Annotated in this window: 17 protein-coding genes; 10 read left to right on the top strand and 7 right to left on the bottom strand. The window is 71.7% G+C overall.

From position 1 onward, the window contains the following. The first annotated feature begins 159 nt into the window (after positions 1–159). The 3 genes from AC1ROW_RS08135 (at position 160) to AC1ROW_RS08125 (ending at position 2,598) form a co-directional block, all read left to right on the top strand. Positions 160–1,017 carry a universal stress protein gene (locus AC1ROW_RS08135; protein ID WP_493018322.1) on the top strand — a complete coding sequence of 286 codons (858 nt, stop codon included), beginning with the start codon at positions 160–162 and terminating at the stop codon, positions 1,015–1,017. Between the two features lie 124 nt (positions 1,018–1,141). After that, on the top strand, positions 1,142–2,083 hold the full coding sequence (locus AC1ROW_RS08130; protein ID WP_493018321.1) for a hypothetical protein: 942 nt from the start codon (positions 1,142–1,144) through the stop codon (positions 2,081–2,083). Positions 2,084–2,136: 53 nt separating this feature from the next. Further along, on the top strand, positions 2,137–2,598 hold the full coding sequence (locus AC1ROW_RS08125; protein WP_493018320.1) for a DUF8821 family protein: 462 nt from the start codon (positions 2,137–2,139) through the stop codon (positions 2,596–2,598). Positions 2,599–2,607: 9 nt separating this feature from the next. On the opposite strand, the gene AC1ROW_RS08120 is transcribed toward AC1ROW_RS08125, so the two are convergent. Beyond that, complete coding sequence (locus tag AC1ROW_RS08120) at positions 2,608–2,841, bottom strand: three-helix bundle dimerization domain-containing protein (protein WP_493018319.1); 234 nt, start codon at positions 2,839–2,841, stop codon at positions 2,608–2,610. A gap of 35 nt (positions 2,842–2,876) precedes the next feature. Here AC1ROW_RS08120 and AC1ROW_RS08115 point away from each other — a divergent pair, with 35 nt between their 5' ends. Then, positions 2,877–3,572: a PhzF family phenazine biosynthesis protein gene (locus AC1ROW_RS08115; protein ID WP_493018318.1), complete on the top strand. Its 696-nt coding sequence runs from the start codon at positions 2,877–2,879 to the stop codon at positions 3,570–3,572. Positions 3,573–3,583: 11 nt separating this feature from the next. After that, positions 3,584–4,531: a Vgb family protein gene (locus tag AC1ROW_RS08110; RefSeq protein ID WP_493018317.1), complete on the top strand. Its 948-nt coding sequence runs from the start codon at positions 3,584–3,586 to the stop codon at positions 4,529–4,531. A 243-nt stretch (positions 4,532–4,774) separates the two neighbouring features. On the opposite strand, the gene AC1ROW_RS08105 is transcribed toward AC1ROW_RS08110, so the two are convergent. Both AC1ROW_RS08105 and AC1ROW_RS08100 read right to left on the bottom strand, forming a co-directional pair. Further along, on the bottom strand, positions 4,775–6,268 hold the full coding sequence (locus tag AC1ROW_RS08105; RefSeq protein ID WP_493018316.1) for a catalase: 1,494 nt from the start codon (positions 6,266–6,268) through the stop codon (positions 4,775–4,777). 14 nt (positions 6,269–6,282) lie between these two features. Beyond that, positions 6,283–6,729, bottom strand: a complete 447-nt coding sequence (locus AC1ROW_RS08100; protein WP_493018315.1) for a Fur family transcriptional regulator — start codon at positions 6,727–6,729, stop codon at positions 6,283–6,285. 114 nt (positions 6,730–6,843) lie between these two features. Here AC1ROW_RS08100 and AC1ROW_RS08095 point away from each other — a divergent pair, with 114 nt between their 5' ends. After that, the gene (locus AC1ROW_RS08095) at positions 6,844–7,902 is read left to right on the top strand and encodes a PqqD family peptide modification chaperone (protein ID WP_493018314.1); all 1,059 of its coding nucleotides are present in this window, start codon (positions 6,844–6,846) and stop codon (positions 7,900–7,902) included. Here the strand turns inward: AC1ROW_RS08095 and AC1ROW_RS08090 are convergent. Together AC1ROW_RS08090 and AC1ROW_RS08085 are read right to left on the bottom strand one after the other, a co-directional pair. Then, positions 7,884–9,611 carry a cation:proton antiporter gene (locus tag AC1ROW_RS08090; protein WP_493018313.1) on the bottom strand — a complete coding sequence of 576 codons (1,728 nt, stop codon included), beginning with the start codon at positions 9,609–9,611 and terminating at the stop codon, positions 7,884–7,886. The genes AC1ROW_RS08095 and AC1ROW_RS08090 overlap by 19 nt on opposite strands. A gap of 83 nt (positions 9,612–9,694) precedes the next feature. Further along, entirely contained in the window at positions 9,695–10,276 is a 582-nt protein-coding gene (locus AC1ROW_RS08085; protein ID WP_493018312.1) for a TetR/AcrR family transcriptional regulator, read from the bottom strand. Between the two features lie 187 nt (positions 10,277–10,463). Here AC1ROW_RS08085 and AC1ROW_RS08080 point away from each other — a divergent pair, with 187 nt between their 5' ends. Continuing rightward, the gene (locus AC1ROW_RS08080; protein ID WP_493018311.1) at positions 10,464–12,053 is read left to right on the top strand and encodes an MFS transporter; all 1,590 of its coding nucleotides are present in this window, start codon (positions 10,464–10,466) and stop codon (positions 12,051–12,053) included. A 175-nt stretch (positions 12,054–12,228) separates the two neighbouring features. On the opposite strand, the gene AC1ROW_RS08075 is transcribed toward AC1ROW_RS08080, so the two are convergent. Further along, positions 12,229–12,765, bottom strand: coding sequence for a GIY-YIG nuclease family protein (locus AC1ROW_RS08075; protein ID WP_493018310.1), 537 nt, complete (start codon positions 12,763–12,765; stop codon positions 12,229–12,231). 151 nt (positions 12,766–12,916) lie between these two features. On the opposite strand from AC1ROW_RS08075, the gene AC1ROW_RS08070 reads away from it, so the two are divergent. Further along, complete coding sequence (locus AC1ROW_RS08070) at positions 12,917–14,317, top strand: NtaA/DmoA family FMN-dependent monooxygenase (protein WP_493018309.1); 1,401 nt, start codon at positions 12,917–12,919, stop codon at positions 14,315–14,317. A 107-nt stretch (positions 14,318–14,424) separates the two neighbouring features. On the opposite strand, the gene AC1ROW_RS08065 is transcribed toward AC1ROW_RS08070, so the two are convergent. Continuing rightward, on the bottom strand, positions 14,425–15,165 hold the full coding sequence (locus AC1ROW_RS08065) for a DUF4386 domain-containing protein (protein WP_493018308.1): 741 nt from the start codon (positions 15,163–15,165) through the stop codon (positions 14,425–14,427). 125 nt (positions 15,166–15,290) lie between these two features. On the opposite strand from AC1ROW_RS08065, the gene AC1ROW_RS08060 reads away from it, so the two are divergent. Both AC1ROW_RS08060 and AC1ROW_RS08055 read left to right on the top strand, forming a co-directional pair. Further along, entirely contained in the window at positions 15,291–15,971 is a 681-nt protein-coding gene (locus AC1ROW_RS08060) for a TetR/AcrR family transcriptional regulator (RefSeq protein WP_493018307.1), read from the top strand. 98 nt (positions 15,972–16,069) lie between these two features. After that, positions 16,070–16,486 carry a YciI family protein gene (locus AC1ROW_RS08055; protein WP_493018306.1) on the top strand — a complete coding sequence of 139 codons (417 nt, stop codon included), beginning with the start codon at positions 16,070–16,072 and terminating at the stop codon, positions 16,484–16,486. Positions 16,487–16,510: the final 24 nt, after the last annotated feature.

Raw genomic sequence — 16,510 nt, 5'->3', positions numbered from 1 at the left:
CCCCCCCCCCCCCCCCCCCCCCCCCCCCCCCCCCCCCCCCCCCCCCCCCCCCCCCCCCCCCCCCCCCCCCCCCACCCTGCCCTGCACCACCCGCAGCCTCGCCACCCCTGAGGCGCCCAACCCCAACCTCCGCACCACCCGAGCCGGAAGAAGCAGACCATGACCACCACTCAGCGCATCCTCGTCGGTTACGAGGCCACCCCGTCCGGGGACGACGCCCTCGCCGCCGGAGCCGCGCTGGCCGCCTCCTTCGGGGCGGACCTCGACGTGGTCCTGGTCATGCCGGACACCTCCCGGCGCGGAAACGTGCCGAACGACCCGGCCTACGACGCCCTCCTGCGCGACACCGCGGAGGGCTGGCTGGCGGACGCGCGCACTCGCGTCCCGTCGTCGGTCGCCTTCAGCGGGCGAGTCGTCTTCGGCGACTCGCTCGCAGAGGGCCTGATCACCGCGGCGGAGGAGCTCGGCGCGACGCTGATCGTCGTCGGCGCCGCACGCGGCGGCCTGCTCGGCCGCTTCACGGTCGGCTCCGTCGCCGGCGCGCTGCTGCACGCCTCGCCGGTCCCGGTGCTGCTCGCGCCGGAGGGCTGGCGCGACCACGCGCCTCAGCTCACGCGCGTGACCAGCATGGTCGGCACCCGCGCGGGCGCGGCGGACGTGCTGACGACCGGCGAGCGGCTCTCCGCCGCGGCCGGCGTCCCGCTGCGGCTGGTCTCGCTGCTCGCCCTCGACCTCCCGGGCGACGCGGCGGCCCCCAAGCAGAGCGTCGGCGAGCACCACGCCGCTGCGGTCCTGGAGGAGGCCAGCGCGGCGACCGGCGTCGTCGCGACGGCCGTCGTGGCGAAGGGCGACAACATCCAGCACGCGGTCGCGCGCCTCGACTGGGAACCCGGTGAGATCGTCGTGGTCGGTTCCAGCCGCCTCGCCCAGCCCAGCCGGCTGTTCCTCGGCTCGACCGCGGCCGCCATGCTGCGGGAGCTGCCGGTGCCGATGGTCGTGGTGCCGCGGACGCAGTGAGTCTGCGACTCCTGTCATCGGATTCTGTGTAAGGCAGGATTCTTTGTAAGGCGAGGCTTACCTTACAATCGAATGCGGCCGGAGCCCGCCGGTTCGATGTCAACAGCCTCCACGAAGGATTTCCATGTCTCCCTTGGGTGTCGCAGCTCTCGGAGCCGTCGCCGGTCTCACGATCTTCCTCGGCCTCCCGATCGGTCGTCTGCGCTCCAACGCCGTCGGCCTCAAGGCCGCACTGAACGCGCTGGCGACCGGCATCCTGATCTTCCTGCTGTGGGACGTGCTCTCGCAGGCGTGGGAGCCCGTGGACAAGGCGCTCTCGTCGCACAAGATCGGGCCGGCGCTCGGGCAGGGCCTGCTGATGGCCGCGTGCATCGGGCTCGGGCTGCTCGCGCTGACCTACATGGACCGGTACATGAAGCGGCGCGCGCTCGCACTCGCATCGCCGATCCGGCCGGAGCCCGGCACGGGCGGCTCGCCCGCGGCCCCGGGCGCCCGGCCGCACGGTTCGCACCAGCCCGGCGGCGGCCTCGCCGGCCCCGGCGCCCCGGGCGCGACCGCCGTCGGCACCGCCACCGGCGTCGCGATCGTCGCCGCCACCGAGGTCGAGTCCCGCGCCGGCGCCCGGCGCCTCGCGCTCACCATCGCGATCGGCATCGGCCTCCACAACTTCGCCGAAGGCCTCGCGATCGGCACCGCCGCCGCGCAGGGCGAGCTCGCCTTCGCCGTCCTGCTCATCATCGGCTTCGGCCTCCACAACGCCACCGAGGGCTTCGGGATCGTCGCGCCGCTGAGCGGCACCCGCCCGTCCTGGGGCTATCTGGCGCTGCTCGGCCTGATCGGCGGAGGCCCGACCTTCCTCGGCACCGTCATCGGCCAGTCGTTCAGCAGCGACGTCGTGTCCATCGCATTCCTCGGCCTGGCCGCGGGCTCCATCCTCTACGTGGTCATCGAGCTGCTCGCCGTCGCCCGCCGCACCGGGATGAAGACCCTGGTCGCCTGGTGCATCTTCGCCGGCCTCGTGGCCGGCTTCGCGACCGACGCGATCGTGACGGCCGCCGGGGCCTGATCCGGCGCCGCCGCTTCGCTAGGCTCGGGAGACAACCGAGCGAGGAGGGCCGCATGCGCCAGGTCGTGGATTTCGTGAACGTGTCGACCGAGGGACTGGAGTCGAGCCCCGTCGCGCCCGCCCTCGCCGGGCTCCGCGCCAACGAGTCCCGCTACTTCAAGAACAAGTACGACCACGACTTCGCGACGGCTCCGGCCGCCGAAGAGCAGGAGGCCCTCGACTGGGTCAGCCGCATCCTCGCCGACGAGCGGGGCATCGTCATCTCCTCGCCCGCGCTCGAGGTCACCTCGTTCGAGGTCGACGGCATCCGGATGGCGTACGTGTTCTACGAGTCCGGCCTGTCGATCAACGTCATGTACACGATCGACGACGCGGGCAAGCGCGCGGTCGGCTTCAAGCTGTCCGACGGCATGGAGGTGCCGGAGGAACTCGCGGCGTTCAAGTTCGCGCGCCAGAAGTCCAAGCTCGCGGGGACGATCCGCGGCTCCTACTTCGTCATCAAGGGCACGTACTGATCCGGGCGCTCACGCCAGCGCGATCATCTCCGCCGCCAGCTCACGCTTGACGTCGTGCTCGATGAGCACGGGAATGAAGTCGCGCACGGGAGCACCGGTGTAGTCGACGTGGCGCTGATGCACGAGGTCGGCGATGCGGTCCCGGGGGACCGTCGGGAATCGTTCCGCAAGCCGGTCGACGGCGTGGCCGATGGCGACCTCTTCGTCGGTGGGGGCGGCGGGGATGGGGACCTCGTCACTCATGGCGGGATTATGCACCGCATGCCAGGGTGGAGGCTATGGATGAAATCGAGGTAGTGGTGGTCCGCGTCTTCACCGACGAGCGCGGTGCCAACGGCAACGAGCTGGGCATCGTCACCAGCTCACCGGCGACGGCCGGGCGGGAGCAGGACATCGCGGCGGCGCTCGGATTCAGTGAGACGGTCTTCGTCGACGCGCTGGACGAGTCGGCAGGGCTCGCGACGATCCGCATCTTCACCCCCGCTTCGGAACTGCCGTTCGCCGGCCACCCGAGCGTCGGTACGGCGTGGTGGCTCGCGCACGAGCGCACGCCGGTCGGCGCTCTCGCCGAGAAGGCCGGGGACGTCGCGGTCACCGTCGACCTCGACGGCGACTGGGCCGCGATCGACGCCCGTGCCGCCTGGACACCCGACTTCACCTGGCTGCCGCTGGACTCGCCGGAAGCGGTCGAGGAGCTCGACCCGTTCGCGTTCACCGAAGGCCAGCACTACGCCTACGCGTGGATCGACGAGGAGGCCGGAACGCTCCGCGCCCGCATGTTCGCCCCGGCGATGGGCATCGTGGAGGACGAGGCCACCGGCGCCGCCGCCGTCGCCCTCACCGCGAAGCTCGGTCGCGGCTTGCGGATCGTGCAAGGCGAAGGCTCCGAGCTGGCGACCGAGCCGCTCGAGGGCGGCCTCATCCGCGTGGGCGGCACGGTGGTGTACGACCGCACCATCGACGCGACGCTGTGAGCGGGGATGCTGTGAGCGGTGATGCTGTGGGCGGCGCGTCTGCGGTGGAGCTGATCCCGGTCGGGGAGCCGGGTGACGGTCCGGAGGGCGATGGTCTGGTCGGCGTGGCCGCGACGGACGACGGCGCGGTGTGGTTCACCTTCAGTGAGACGGGGAAGGTCGGGCGACGCGCCCCGGACGGCTCCCTCGCCTTCCTGGAACTCGGCCGCGACTCCACGCCGGTCGGGATCCGAGCAGCGACGGACGACACCGTCTGGGTCGTCGACCGCACCGGCGACCGCCTGCTGCACCTCGGCCCCGCCCTGCGCGACGGCTCCGTCCCGCGCGACGGCTCCGGTCTCCGGATCGTCGGGAAGACGGCCGTCCCCACGTCCGGCGCGCTTCCGCTCGACGTGGTGACGGTGCCGGACGGAACCACGTGGTTCACGGAGACGTTCGGCGGCGCACTCGGCCGCATCGACATCCTCGGCCGCGTCGAGGAGTACCCGGTGGGCTCGGAGCGCGGGCCTTCGGGGATAGCCGCGTCCGGCGACAGCGTCTGGTTCTCGCTCCAGGGCCACCGTCCGGCGCTCGGTCACGTGCGCGGCGGCGACGCCGCGATCGAGTTCGTGGAACTGCCGCTCGGCTCCGGCCCGCTCGGCGTCACGGTCGCCGACGACGGCGCGGTCTGGACGGCCCTGCATGCGCAGGACGCCCTGGCGCGCGTCGCCCGCGACCGCACGTTGACCCTGCTCCCGCTGGAGGAGGGCGCCGCGCCGTTCACCGTCGCCTCCGCCCCGGACGGCGCCCTCTGGTCGTCGCTCTGGGGCGCCGACGCGCTGCTGCGCATCGCCCCCGACGGCGCCGAGCTGCGCATCCCCCTCCCCGAGGGCTCCGGCCCCCGTGGCCTCACCATCGCCCCCGACGGCACCCTCTGGGCCGCCCTCATCTCCGGCGCCCTCGCCCACGTCCACCCCTGACCCTGACCCTGACCGGCCCCGCCCGGCCACCCGCAGCCAACGGAGGACATCCCACCTCCCTTCACCCCAATCTCCTTCGTTGACTGCGTTCAAGCGCCTCCCGGCCCCGGATCTCCTCCGTTGGCCGCGCACGCAGCGAACGGAGGAGATCGACTGCGCGAACCCCCGAAAACGCAGCGAACGGAGGAGCCCGTGGCCGATCAGGCCACGGAGTCCTCCGTTCGCGTCAGCGGATCGGGACGGCTACTCGCCGACGCCCACGAACTCGGCCGCCTCATCGGGGTCGGCCACGTCCGACTCGAGCCGCGCCCGCAGGGCGACGCCGAGGCCCGCGTCCACGTTCGTCCAGTACTGGATCGCCCGCTCGCGGATGTCCTCCCTGGTGACCCCGCCGACCGCGCCCGCGATCGTGTCCAGGAACCGCTCCTTCGCCGCGTCGTCGTACACCTCGCGGTAGAGCGTTCCCGCCTGCCCGAAGTCGTCGTCCTCCGCGTGCAGGGTCGCCGCCGAGCGCACGAGCGCGCCGTCCGACTCCCACGAGCCTTCGCCGGCCGCCGCCGCGTTGGCGGACGGACCGCCGAACGAGTTCGGCGCGTACACCGGCGCCGACGCCGGCTTGAAGCCGTGCCGTGCCGCGCCGTCCTGCGAGTAGTTGCGAACCGGGGCGACCGGCGCGTTCACCGGCAGCTCGTTGTAGTTGGTGCCGACGCGGTAGCGCTGGGCGTCCGGGTAGGAGAACACGCGCGCCATCAGCATCTTGTCCGGGCTGATGTCGATGCCCGGGACGGTGTTGGCCGGGGAGAACGCGGCCTGCTCGATCTGCGCGAAGAAGTTCTCCGGGTTCTCGTTGAGCGTGTGGATGCCCACCTCGATGAGCGGGTAGTCGCTGTGCGGCCACACCTTGGTCAGGTCGAACGGGTTGAACCGGTAGGTCTTGGCGTCCTCGTACGGCATCACCTGCACGCTCACCTTCCACGCCGGGAAGTCGCCGCGCTCGATCGCCTCGTAGAGGTCGCGCCGGTAGTAGTCCGCGTCCTCGCCCGCGATCCGCTGCGCCTCGGCGCCGTGGATCTCCTCGTTGCCCTGCAGCGCGTGGAAGTGGTACTTCACCCAGAACCGCTCGCCCGCCGCGTTGATCCACTGATAGGTGTGCGAGCCATAGCCGGGCATGGTCCGCCACGAGCGCGGGAGGCCGCGGTCGCCCATCAGATAGGTGACCTGGTGCGCCGACTCCGGGGACAGCGTCCAGAAGTCCCACTGCATGTCGGCGTCGCGCAGGCCCGATCCCGGCAGGCGCTTCTGCGAGTGGATGAAGTCGGGGAACTTGATGCCGTCGCGGATGAAGAACACCGGGGTGTTGTTGCCGACGATGTCGTAGTTGCCCTCGGTCGTGTAGAACTTCACCGAGAAGCCGCGGACGTCGCGCCAGGTATCGGGGGAGCCCTGCTCGCCGGCGACCGACGAGAAGCGCTGCACGGTGCGCGTGGTGGTCCCAGGCTGGAACACCGCGGCCTTCGTGTAGGCGGTCACGTCGCCGGTGACGACGAACTCGCCGAACGCCCCGCCGCCCTTCGCGTGCACGATCCGCTCCGGGATGCGCTCACGGTTGAACTGGGCGAGCTTCTCGACGAGGTACCGGTCGTGGAGCGCGGTCGCCCCGTCGTGCCCGGACGTCAGCGAGTGCGCGTCGCTGGCGACCGGGGTGCCGGTCTGGGTGGTCGTGTGGTTCTCCGTCATGGTTCTCCTAACCATCATTCGGCGTGCGACGGGGCTTTCGCCGCACGCTCCTGACAGGACGGGCACAGCCCCCAGAAGGTGACCTCCGCCATGTCCACCACGAAACCGGCCGCCCCCGAGGGGTGCAGGCAGGGGGCGTGGCCGACGACGCACTCCACGTCCGCCACCGCGCCGCACGAGGTGCAGACGACGTGGTGGTGGTTGTCGCCGACGCGCCGCTCGTAGAGCGCGGGCGAGTGCGCCGGCTCGATCCGCCGCAGCAGGCCGGCGGCGGTGAGGTCGCCGAGGACGTTGTGAACGTTCTGGATCGACGTGCCGGGCAGTGCGGGCAGCACGGCACGGTACACCGATTCGGCGTCCACGTGGGGATGCGCGTCGAGCGCGCTCAGGACGGCGAGCCGCCCCTGCGTCACGCGCAGGCCCGACGCGCGGAGGGCGCCTTCGAGCTGTGCGGTGTCCATGGCTGCCACGCTACCGGGTTTCTTTTGAATCACTCAAAAGAAGGCGGATCCCGGGAGTGGCGCGACCGCCGTCTAATCTTGCATGAGAAGTTTCAAGACGAAGGGTGGATCAGGGTGGCGCGTGGATTCCAGGTGGACGCTCTCGGCGCGCGGCTGCGGATCCGCCTGGACAAGATGCCGGACTCCGACGTCGAGCGGCTGACGCAGCAGTGGCGCCGGCTGGCGTTCGAGGGCGCCGTGACGGACACGGTGACCGTGGCCGCCGCCCCAGCGCCGGGCGTGGACGTCTCGGGCCGCGACCTCGACGCGGTGGGCATCGCCCTGCGTCGCGCGGTCAACCTGCGCGCGATCGAGGCGAACCGCGGGGACCTGGTGACGTTCCACGCGGCGGGACTCGCCGACCCCGCGACGGGCGATGTGATCGCCCTCGTCGGGCCGTCCGGGGCCGGCAAATCGACGGCTGCCGCGACCCTCGGACGGACGCTGGGGTATGTGTCGGATGAAACCGTCGCGGTCACGTCCGCCGGCGACGTGGTCGCGTTCCCGCAACCGCTGGCGTTCAAAGCGTCCGAGTCGCGGGGCACGCACGTGCTCGGCCCCGACGAGCTCGGGCTGCGGCGCCCGGGGCCGTGGCTGCGCCTGACGCGGATCGCCCTCCTCGACCGCACCGACGCGGCGGCGACGCCGACGATCGAGACGGTCGGGCTGGGGGAGGTGCTGTCCGACCTGGCCGCGCAGGTCAACTACTTCAACGCGCTGCCGCGGCCGCTGACTCTGCTCGACGGGCTGGTCCGGCGTTGCGGGGGCGTGCAGGTGATCAGCTATCGCGAGGCCGCCGACCTGGTCGAGCCCGTGCTCGAGCTGCTACACCGCGGAACGGACTCGGGCGCGACTTACAGCCGCGTCGAGGTCGACGACTGGGTCGACCTGGACGGCGACGTGGTCGTGCTCGCGCGGGACACGATCACCCGGCTGACGCCCGTCGCCTCGCTCGTGTGGCGGTTGCTCGAGGACCCGCTGACGCTGACGCGGCTGGCCGCCCAGACCGAGCGCGCGTTCGGCCCCGCGCCCGGCGGCAGCAGCGCGGACGCCATCCATCGGGTGCTCCACGAACTGACCGACGCCGGCCTCGTGCGGCCCGGCCGCGCGGCCCGTCACCTCGCCCGGGACTGAAGCCGCGTCTCCTCGATATCGAGCATGGAGCCCGCTTCGCTCAGGATGCGCGACGGGTAGGCGCCGCGTGCCCGCTCGTGGAGCAGCCGGTCCCGTTCGGCGTCCACCACGGCGAGCCGAAGCGCGCGGTAGACGTGGTGCGGCCGGCCCTCCGGCGGTGTGTCGTGGAGCACGATGCGCTCCCAGGCCGCCTCGGCGCGCAGATAGGTGGTCTGGCGGACGCGCTCCACGACCTCCGGGTCGACCGGGGTGGTCGTGCCCGCGGCCGTCTCCGGGTCGTCCAGTACGGCGAGGCCGGCCTCGCTGAGGTCGTCCAGGAGCTGCGCGAGCAGCCTCCGGTCGTCCTTGACGTCGATGCCTTGCAGTCCCAGCACGCGGATCAGCCAGGGGAGCGTGCCGCCCTGCACGACCAGGCTGACGAACGCGACCGTGAACGCGATCAGAATGAGCTGCGGACGATACGGGATGTCCGCGGGAAGGGACTGCGCGGCCGCCAGCGTGACGACGCCCCGCATCCCCGACCAGCCGAGGACGACGCCGCCCTTCCAGTCGATGGCCTCCTGGCGGAACTCCTCCAGGTCGCTGCGGTGCCGTTCGTAGCGCTGCTCGGCGCGCACCTTGCGCTGCGCCTGCCAGCGGTAGCGCACGGGATGGTCGCGGAAGTAGCTGATCATCAGCCACTCCCGCAGCACTTGCCTCTCGGCGCGTTCGCCGCGTCTTCGAAGAGCGAGGATCAGCGGCCCGATCAGGATGTAGCGGATGACCACGAGCGAGGCCATCGCGACCAGCCCGATGCCGACCGCGTCCCAGACGCTCAGGATCTCCGGGTGCTCGACGTCGGCGATGAGGGTCCGCAGCTCGAGTCCGATGAGGAGGAAGACGCCGTTCTCCAGCAGGAACTGGATGGTGTGCCAGTTGATCCGGTCGCTGATCCGCGCCTGCGCGCTGAACAGCCGCGGCGCCGCGTGGCCGGTGTAGAGGCCGGTCACGACGACGGCGAGCACGCCGGAACCGTGCAGCGCCTCGGTCGGGGCGAACGCGGCGAACGGCACGACGACCGACAGTGCGGTGTCGAGCACGGGGTCGCTCAGCTTGGAGCGCACCCAGACGGTGACGAAGCCGACCACGAGGCCGACCACCAGGGCGATGATGACGGCCGAGAAGAAGTCCAGCACTCCGGCGATCGGGGTGGCGAGGGTGCCGACCGCCGCGGCGAGGGCGGTGCGCAGCAGCACCAGGGCGGTCGCGTCGTTGACCAGGCCCTCGCCCTCCAGCACCGTGAGCAGGCGCGGCGGGAGGCCGAGCTTGCGGCCGATGGAGGTCGCCGCGACCGCGTCAGGCGGGCTGATGATCGCGCCGAGGGCGATCGCCGCGGCCAGGTTGAGGTCCGGCAGCATCGTGTAGAGCACGAAGCCGGACGCGAACGCCGTGACGACGACGAGGAAGATCGAGAGTCCCGCGATCGGCGCCAGGTTGCGCCGGAAGTCGGTGAGCGGGACGCTGATCGCCGCCGCGTACAGGATCGGCGGCAGCAGGCCGTCGAGGATGATCTCCGGGGGCACCTCGATCTCCGGCACCCCGGGCAGCATCGAAAGGATGACGCCGACGATCACGAGGATGATGGGCGCGGCGACGCCGAGTTTGCGCGCGAAGGCGGCTACGCCGACGATCACCGCGACGGCGATCACCGCATAGACACCGAGCTCCATGTCTTCCAGCCTACGGAAGATTTCAGACGTCTGAGAACACTCTCAGATCGCGTGAGGGCTCGATGGGTGGTGCGCGGCGCGGATCAGCGGGCGCGGAGGCCGTCGATCGCCATCGCGACCACGCGATCGCGCTGCTCGTCGTCGTCGAACGCGACTCCGGCGATTCCGGACACCATGCGGATGACATCCCCGATCGTGGCGTCTGCGCGGAGTTCGCCGGCCTCCTGGGCGCGGCGGACCAGCGGCTCGCCCGCATCATAGAGGGAGGTGCGGCAGCTCAGCAGGACGGGGGAGTCCTTGTTGAGCCCCTCCAGCAGGGCCTTCTTCGTGCCGACGTACAGCAGGAAGCGGCGCAGCCAGGCCTGCACGGCCTCCCACGGCTCGAGGGCGGCGGCGTCGTCGGCGGCGCGGACGACGGCCTCCACCTCCTCGACGTACACCGCCTCGACCAGGGCGTCGCGGGTGGGGAAGTTGCGGTAGAGCGTGCCGATGCCGACTCCGGCGCGGCGGGCGATGTCCTCCAGGGAAGCCCCGGCGCCGTCTTCGGCGAACGCGTCGCGCGCGGCGGCGAGCAGTGCGTCGAAGTTGCGCCGCGCGTCCGCGCGCTGCGGGCGGGTGATGAGGGGGCGCGCGGTGGCGGTGTCGGCTACTTCTGTGCCGGTCACGGCTCTGGTCCTTCCGGGTCGGTGGAACTGAGGGTTGCGAACCGGAGGAACCCTCCGGTATCGTTGTGGCTGTAACCGGAGGCATCCTCCGAACGGAGCCTCCCTCCAATTGTAACTCCTCTTCAGCAGAGGTTCACCCGGCCGACCACACGTCGGCCTCCCTTCGAGAAACGGAAGACCGTACCCCATGTCTCGATCCCGCCCCTCCGCCACCTTCGCCGTCCTGGCGCTCAGCGTGGCCTCCTTCGCGACGCTCCAGTCGCTCGTCGTCCCGGTCCTGCCGGTCATCCAGCAGGACCTCCACACCACCACCGCCGGCGTCACCTGGACCATGACCGCCTGGCTGATCGCCGCCGCCGTCGCCACGCCCCTGCTCGGACGCGTCGGCGACCTGGTCGGCAAGCGCCGGATCTTCGTGCTCGCGCTGCTCGCCGTGGCGCTCGGCAGCGTGATCGCCGCCGTCGCGCCCTCCATCGGCGTCCTCATCGCCGGCCGTGTGGTCCAGGGCCTCGGCGGGGCACTGTTCCCGCTCGCGTTCGGCATCATCCGGGACGAGTTCCCGGCGCACCGCCTCCCGTCGGCCATCGGCGCCATCGCCTCGATCATCGCGGTCGGCAGCGGACTCGGCACCGTGCTCGCGGGCCCGCTCGCCTCCGCACTGAGCTGGCGCGGGCTGTTCCTCATCCCGGTCGCGCTGACCGTCACCGCCGCGGTGCTCGCCCTCGTCATCGTCCCCGAGTCGCCCACCCGGGCGACAGGCGGAGTCAACCCGTGGTCGGCCGTGCTGCTCTCCGGCTGGCTGATCGCCCTCCTGCTGCCGCTCAGCACAGGCGCGCAGTGGGGCTGGTCGTCGCCGGCCGTGATCGGCCTGTTCGCGCTCGCCGCTGTGCTCCTCGCCGCCTGGGTGGTCGCGGAACTGCGCTCGCGGCATCCGCTGGTCGACATGCGGCTCATGCGCGAGCCCGGCGTCTGGTCGATGAACGCCGCCGCGGTCTTCATCGGCGCCGCCATGTTCGCGGTGTTCGCCTTCTTCCCGCGCTTCGTGCAGACCCCGGTCTCCACCGGCTACGGGCTGGGCACGACGGTGGCGGAGTCGGGGCTGCTGATGCTTCCGATGCTTGTGACGATGGCGGTGACCGGCTTCCTCAGCGGCCCGCTGGAGCGCTGGATCGGCTTCCGCACCCAGATCGTGATCGCGGCGACCGTCATGGCCGCGGCGAGCCTGTCGCTGGCCTTCCTGCACGGCTCACTGCTGGCGGTCGCCGCGGCCTCTGGACTGTTCGGCGTCGGCCTGGGACTGATCTACGCGGCGATCACGAGTGTGGTCGTGCAGAGCGTGCCGGCGACGCAGACCGGCGTGGCCAGCGGGATGAACGCCAACCTCCGGACGGTCGGCTCGGCGATCGGCGCCGCGGTGATGACGGCGCTCGTCACCGGCACGCTCGGCGCCGGCGGGCTGCCGGCGGAGACGGGCTACACGGAAGGGTTCGCGACGGCGGGGGTGCTGGCGCTCGGCGCGGCCGTGGTCACGGTTGCGGCGGCGTTCGTGCTGCGGTCGCGGGTCGCGCGAGGTGCGGGGGTCGCGGGCGCGGGAGGTGCGCCGGTCCTGGCGGCCGAGACGGCAGAGGTGGCTGAGGCGACTGAACCGGCGATGGCTGGGTCGGCCGAGATGGCCGTGATCCCGCTCGCGTCCGCCACGGAGGCCGCGGAAATGGCGCGGCTCATCGAGAAGGTGGAGATGGATCTTCCGACCGAGGCCGCGACCACCGCGGCGTAGGCAACTCCGGAGGATCGCCGTCGGCAACGGAGGAGATCGCCACAGCGGCGGCCCTGATACGCAGCCAACGGAGGAACTGGACGCGCGGATCGGGCCGATCTCCTCCGTTGGCTGCCCGCGGGGGCGTGCCGCCGTCGATCTCCTCCGTTGGCTGCCCGCGGCCATCTCCGTTACGTCACGCTCGCGCCGCGGCCTCGCTGCGCCAGCGCGCCAGGAGATGCCACGGGTCCGCGACTCCCCGCAGCGCCGCGACGTGCGCCAGCAGGGCGGCATCCGTCTCGAACCACTCGGTCCCGGGGATGCGCAGCGCCGCGAACTGGACGTGCCGCCGATGCTCCAGCGTCCGGTCGCCGCGCTCGAAGGCGAGCACCTCGTCGTGCGGGAGGCTCGCGAACCGCCGCGCCGGATTCGCCGTGGTGCCGATCTTGATGCGATCCCGGTAGCGCAGGTAGTAGACGACGTCCACCCGGGAGGCCGCCGCACCCTCCGGAGCCGTCTCGCCCACCCGCCACTCGCAGACGGCGCACAGCCAGCCGGACGGGTACCGCACGCCGAGCCGCGAACCGCAGAACGCGCACGGCGACGGCAGCAGGTCGGTCTGGCCGAACTCGCCCTCCACCCACTCGTGCGCCTCCAGCAGGTGCGGCAGGCACAGTGCAAGCGGCGCCCCGGGATGGGCGGGCGCCCCGCACAGCGCGCATGGCTCGGTCACGCGGCGACGGTACCGCGCGCCGCCGACAGGCGACTCCCCGGCAAGGAGTGGTGGGCGCGAGTCCGGGTTCGCAGCAGACGTACACTCGTGACCTGATCGCCGCGATCCCGGAGTTCGCCCCGGGGAGCGGCGCCACCCCGGAAGGCGACGCATGACCACCGAACCCAAGCAGCTCTTCGTCAACCTGTTCGAGATGGCGTGCGTGAGCCACATCACGCACGGCCTCTGGCCGCTGCCGGGCAACAACCGCGAGCGCTTCGCCGACCTCGACTACTGGCTGGAGCTCGCCCGGCTGCTGGAGCACGGCGGCTTCGACGGCATCTTCCTGGCCGACGTGGTCGGGGCCTACGACGTCTTCCGCGGTGGCCCCGAGACGGCGCTCCGGGAAGGTCTGCAGAGCCCGAACCTGGACCCGCTGCTGCTCGTCCCGGCGATGGCGGCCGTCACCGACCGGCTCGGCTTCGGCGTCACGTTCTCGACGACCTACGAGCCGCCGTTCGCGTTCGCCCGCCGGATGTCGACCCTCGACCACCTCACCAAGGGCCGGATCGGGTGGAACATCGTGACCTCCTACCTCCCGAACGCCGCCCGCAACTTCGGTCTGGAGGACGAGGTGCCGCACGACGAGCGCTACCGCCGCGCCGAGGAGTACCTGGACGTCCTTTACAAGCTGTGGGAGGGCTCCTGGGACGATGACGCCGTCATCGCCGACCGGCAGGCGCGCGTCTTCACCGACCCGTCGAAGGTGCGGTACATCGACCACGTAGGCGAGCGGCACAAGGTGGCCGGCCCGCACATCGTGCACCCGTCGCCGCAGCGCACGCCGGTGCTGTTCCAGGCGACCGGATCGCCCGCGGGCATCGAGTTCGCCGGGCGGCACGCCGAGGTGGTCTTCACGGGCGGCCGCACCAGCGAGGAGTTCCGCCGCAACGCCGAGGGGATGCGCGACACCGCCGAGCGCCACGACCGGCAGCGCGACGACGTGAAGTTCATCGCGATGGCCGGCGTGATCGTCGGCCGCACGACCGAGGAGGCCGAGGACAAATGGCGGCTGTACCGGCAGCACGCCAGCCTCGACGGCATCCTCGCCCACAGCGGCCTCCCCGTCGACCTGACGGCGTTCCCGCGCGACATCACCGTGCGGGAGGCGCTGGCGCGGGTGGAGTTCCCGGCCGAGCGGGTGCCGTTCCTGCCGCTGGACGCGACGGTCGGCCAGGCGCTCGACGTCATCAAGAACGGCCGCGACGACCGGTTCCTGGTGGTCGGCGACCCGAAGACGGTGGCCGACGAGATCGAGCGCTGGCTGGACGAGGATGGGCTGGACGGCATCAACCTCCGCCAGTACCACTCCTTCGAGACGGCACGCGACTTCGCCGAGCTGGTCATCCCGGAGCTGCGTCGCCGAGGGCGGCTCCCGCAGGAGGGGGAGCGGTCCGGTACGCTGCGGGAGCGGCTGTTCGGGGACGGGCACAACCGGCTGCCCGAGAGGCACCCCGCGACGCGCTACCGCGGCGGGGCGAACCTGCACACCGAGGTGGCCGCCACCCGCTGACCCCGGGCCCCGGCGCGCGAAGGGCACGCGAACGCGCCTCAACGACGCTCTGAGGGCGTTCACGTGCCCCTCGCCGGCGAATGCGCGCGTTGAGCGCGTGACGTCCATCACGCCGACACCGAAGCCTCCTCCACGGCCCGCCGACGCGCCCGGAACCCCACGAATGTGAAGTAGACCCCCAGGAACGCCTCCCACACGATCTCGGGCAGAGTCGCCACCGCGGACACCGGCGACCCCTGACTCCACAACCCGAACAGCACGCCGATCCCCGACAGCGCGACGAGCGACCCGCCGACCATCCCGACCACCGCCATCGGACGCGGCACGAGACCGGAGCGCAGCAGCAGCCAGCCGAGCAGGACGCCGTTGCCGAGTCCGGCGACGAAGCCGGGGCCGAGCAGGAAGGTCCAGTTCCGCAGCGCGACCAGCGTCTGCGCCGACACGGTGAGCGTGTCGGCGTCGCCGAGCGTCGCCGCGTGCTGGCGGAGGGTCACGACCGTGAGCAGGCACAGCATCCCGACCGCGATGAACACGCACTCCAGGACGCGCGCGACCACGTAGCCGAGCGCGAGCCCCTCTGCCCGGCGCCGGAGGACGGGGAAGAGCGCGAGCGCGGTGCCGAGGTTGGCGGCGATCAGCACCGCCTCGCAGAGGATGCCGAGCAGGACCCGGCCGTCGGCCCCGGCGCCGAGCACGTAGTGCGGGTCGTCCAGGACGGGCGCGTAGAGCAGGACGCCGGCGATGGCCGAGACGAAGGTGACGAGGAAGAGCACGCCCGCGGTGAGCGAGCGGAGGCGGTCGGCGCTCGAGGCGGGCGCCGGCTCGAGGGTGACGGTCTGGGCGGTCATGGGGTCCTCGGATTCGGGTCTCGATACGGTGGTCTAGGATGGGTGTACGGTGTACACCTCGAACGATAGGTGTACGCCGTACACCTTGTCAATAGTCCGTCCGGATCCCGGAGGAGGAGCCGCAGATGCCGCAGTCCGCGCGCCCACGCCTCACCCGTGACGTCGTGCTCGCCCGCGCGCTCGAGCGCGCCGACGCCGCGGGCCTCGACGCGCTCTCCATGCGCGCTCTCGCGGGGGAGCTCGGCGTCGTCCCGATGGCCCTCTACAAGCACGTCGCGAACAAGGAGGAGCTGATCGACGGGATGGTCGACCTGGTCTGGGCGGAGGTCGATCCGCCCCCGATCGCCGACGCCGAGGGCGGAGCCCCCGCTGTCCCGTGGCACGAAGCCATGCGCGCCCGCGCCACCTCTCTCCGCGCCGCGCTCCGGCGGCATCCGTGGGCCGTCGGCCTGATGGAGTCGCGCATGCGCCCCGGCCTGGCCAACCTCGCCGCCCACAACGCCATGATGGGCTGCCTGCGCGAGGCCGGCTTCTCGTTCCGCGCCACCGTGCACGCCACCTCGGTCCTCGACGCCTACGTCTACGGCTTCGCGCTGCAGGAGAAGACCCTCCCATTCGACACCCCGGAGGAATCGGGGGAGGTCGCGGCCTCGAAGGAGCAGACCCTCCCGCCGGAGGTCGCCCTCCGCTTCCCGTACCTCCTGGAGGTCGTCGCCGAGCTCGCGCACAACGGTTACGACTACGACGAGGAGTTCGCCACCGGCCTCGACCTCATCCTCCAGGGCATCGAACGCCTCCAGCCCTGACCCGAGAAAAAACTTCCGGCGCGTGTCGATTTCCCGCTGGCCCGCCCGACCTTGGCAATGAGAGGGTCGAAGGGACCCGCCAGATCAAGGAGTAAATCATGGCCAAGTACATGCTCGTCCTGCGTCCGACCGCCGAAGCCGAGGAGGCGTTCCGCAACGTCGACTTCGCCGACGTCCTCGACGCGATGGGCCGGTTCAACGACGAGCTCATCCGCGCGGGCGTGCTGCTCGCCGCCGAGGGCCTCGACCCGGCCGAGAGCGTGGTGGTCGACTTCACCGGGGAGGCGCCGGTCGTCACCGACGGCCCCTACGGGGAGACCAAGGAGCTGTTCAACGGCTTCTACATCCTCGATGTCGCCTCGGCGCAGGAGGCCGTCGAGTGGACGAAGCGGATGCCGTACATCCAGGGCAGCAAGGTGGAGATCCGCCGCGTGACCAGCATCGACGAGTTCCCGCAGGACAACGAGTGGATCCAGAAGGAGCGCGCGTGGCGCGTGGCGACCGGTCAGCTCTAGGCGGCGCGGCGCCTGTCGCCGGCC

Source organism: Leifsonia sp. GW821-FHT13C09, from assembly GCF_058806435.1.
Note: the sequence above shows the minus strand (reverse complement) of the source record. Positions and strands in the feature narration are given on the sequence as shown.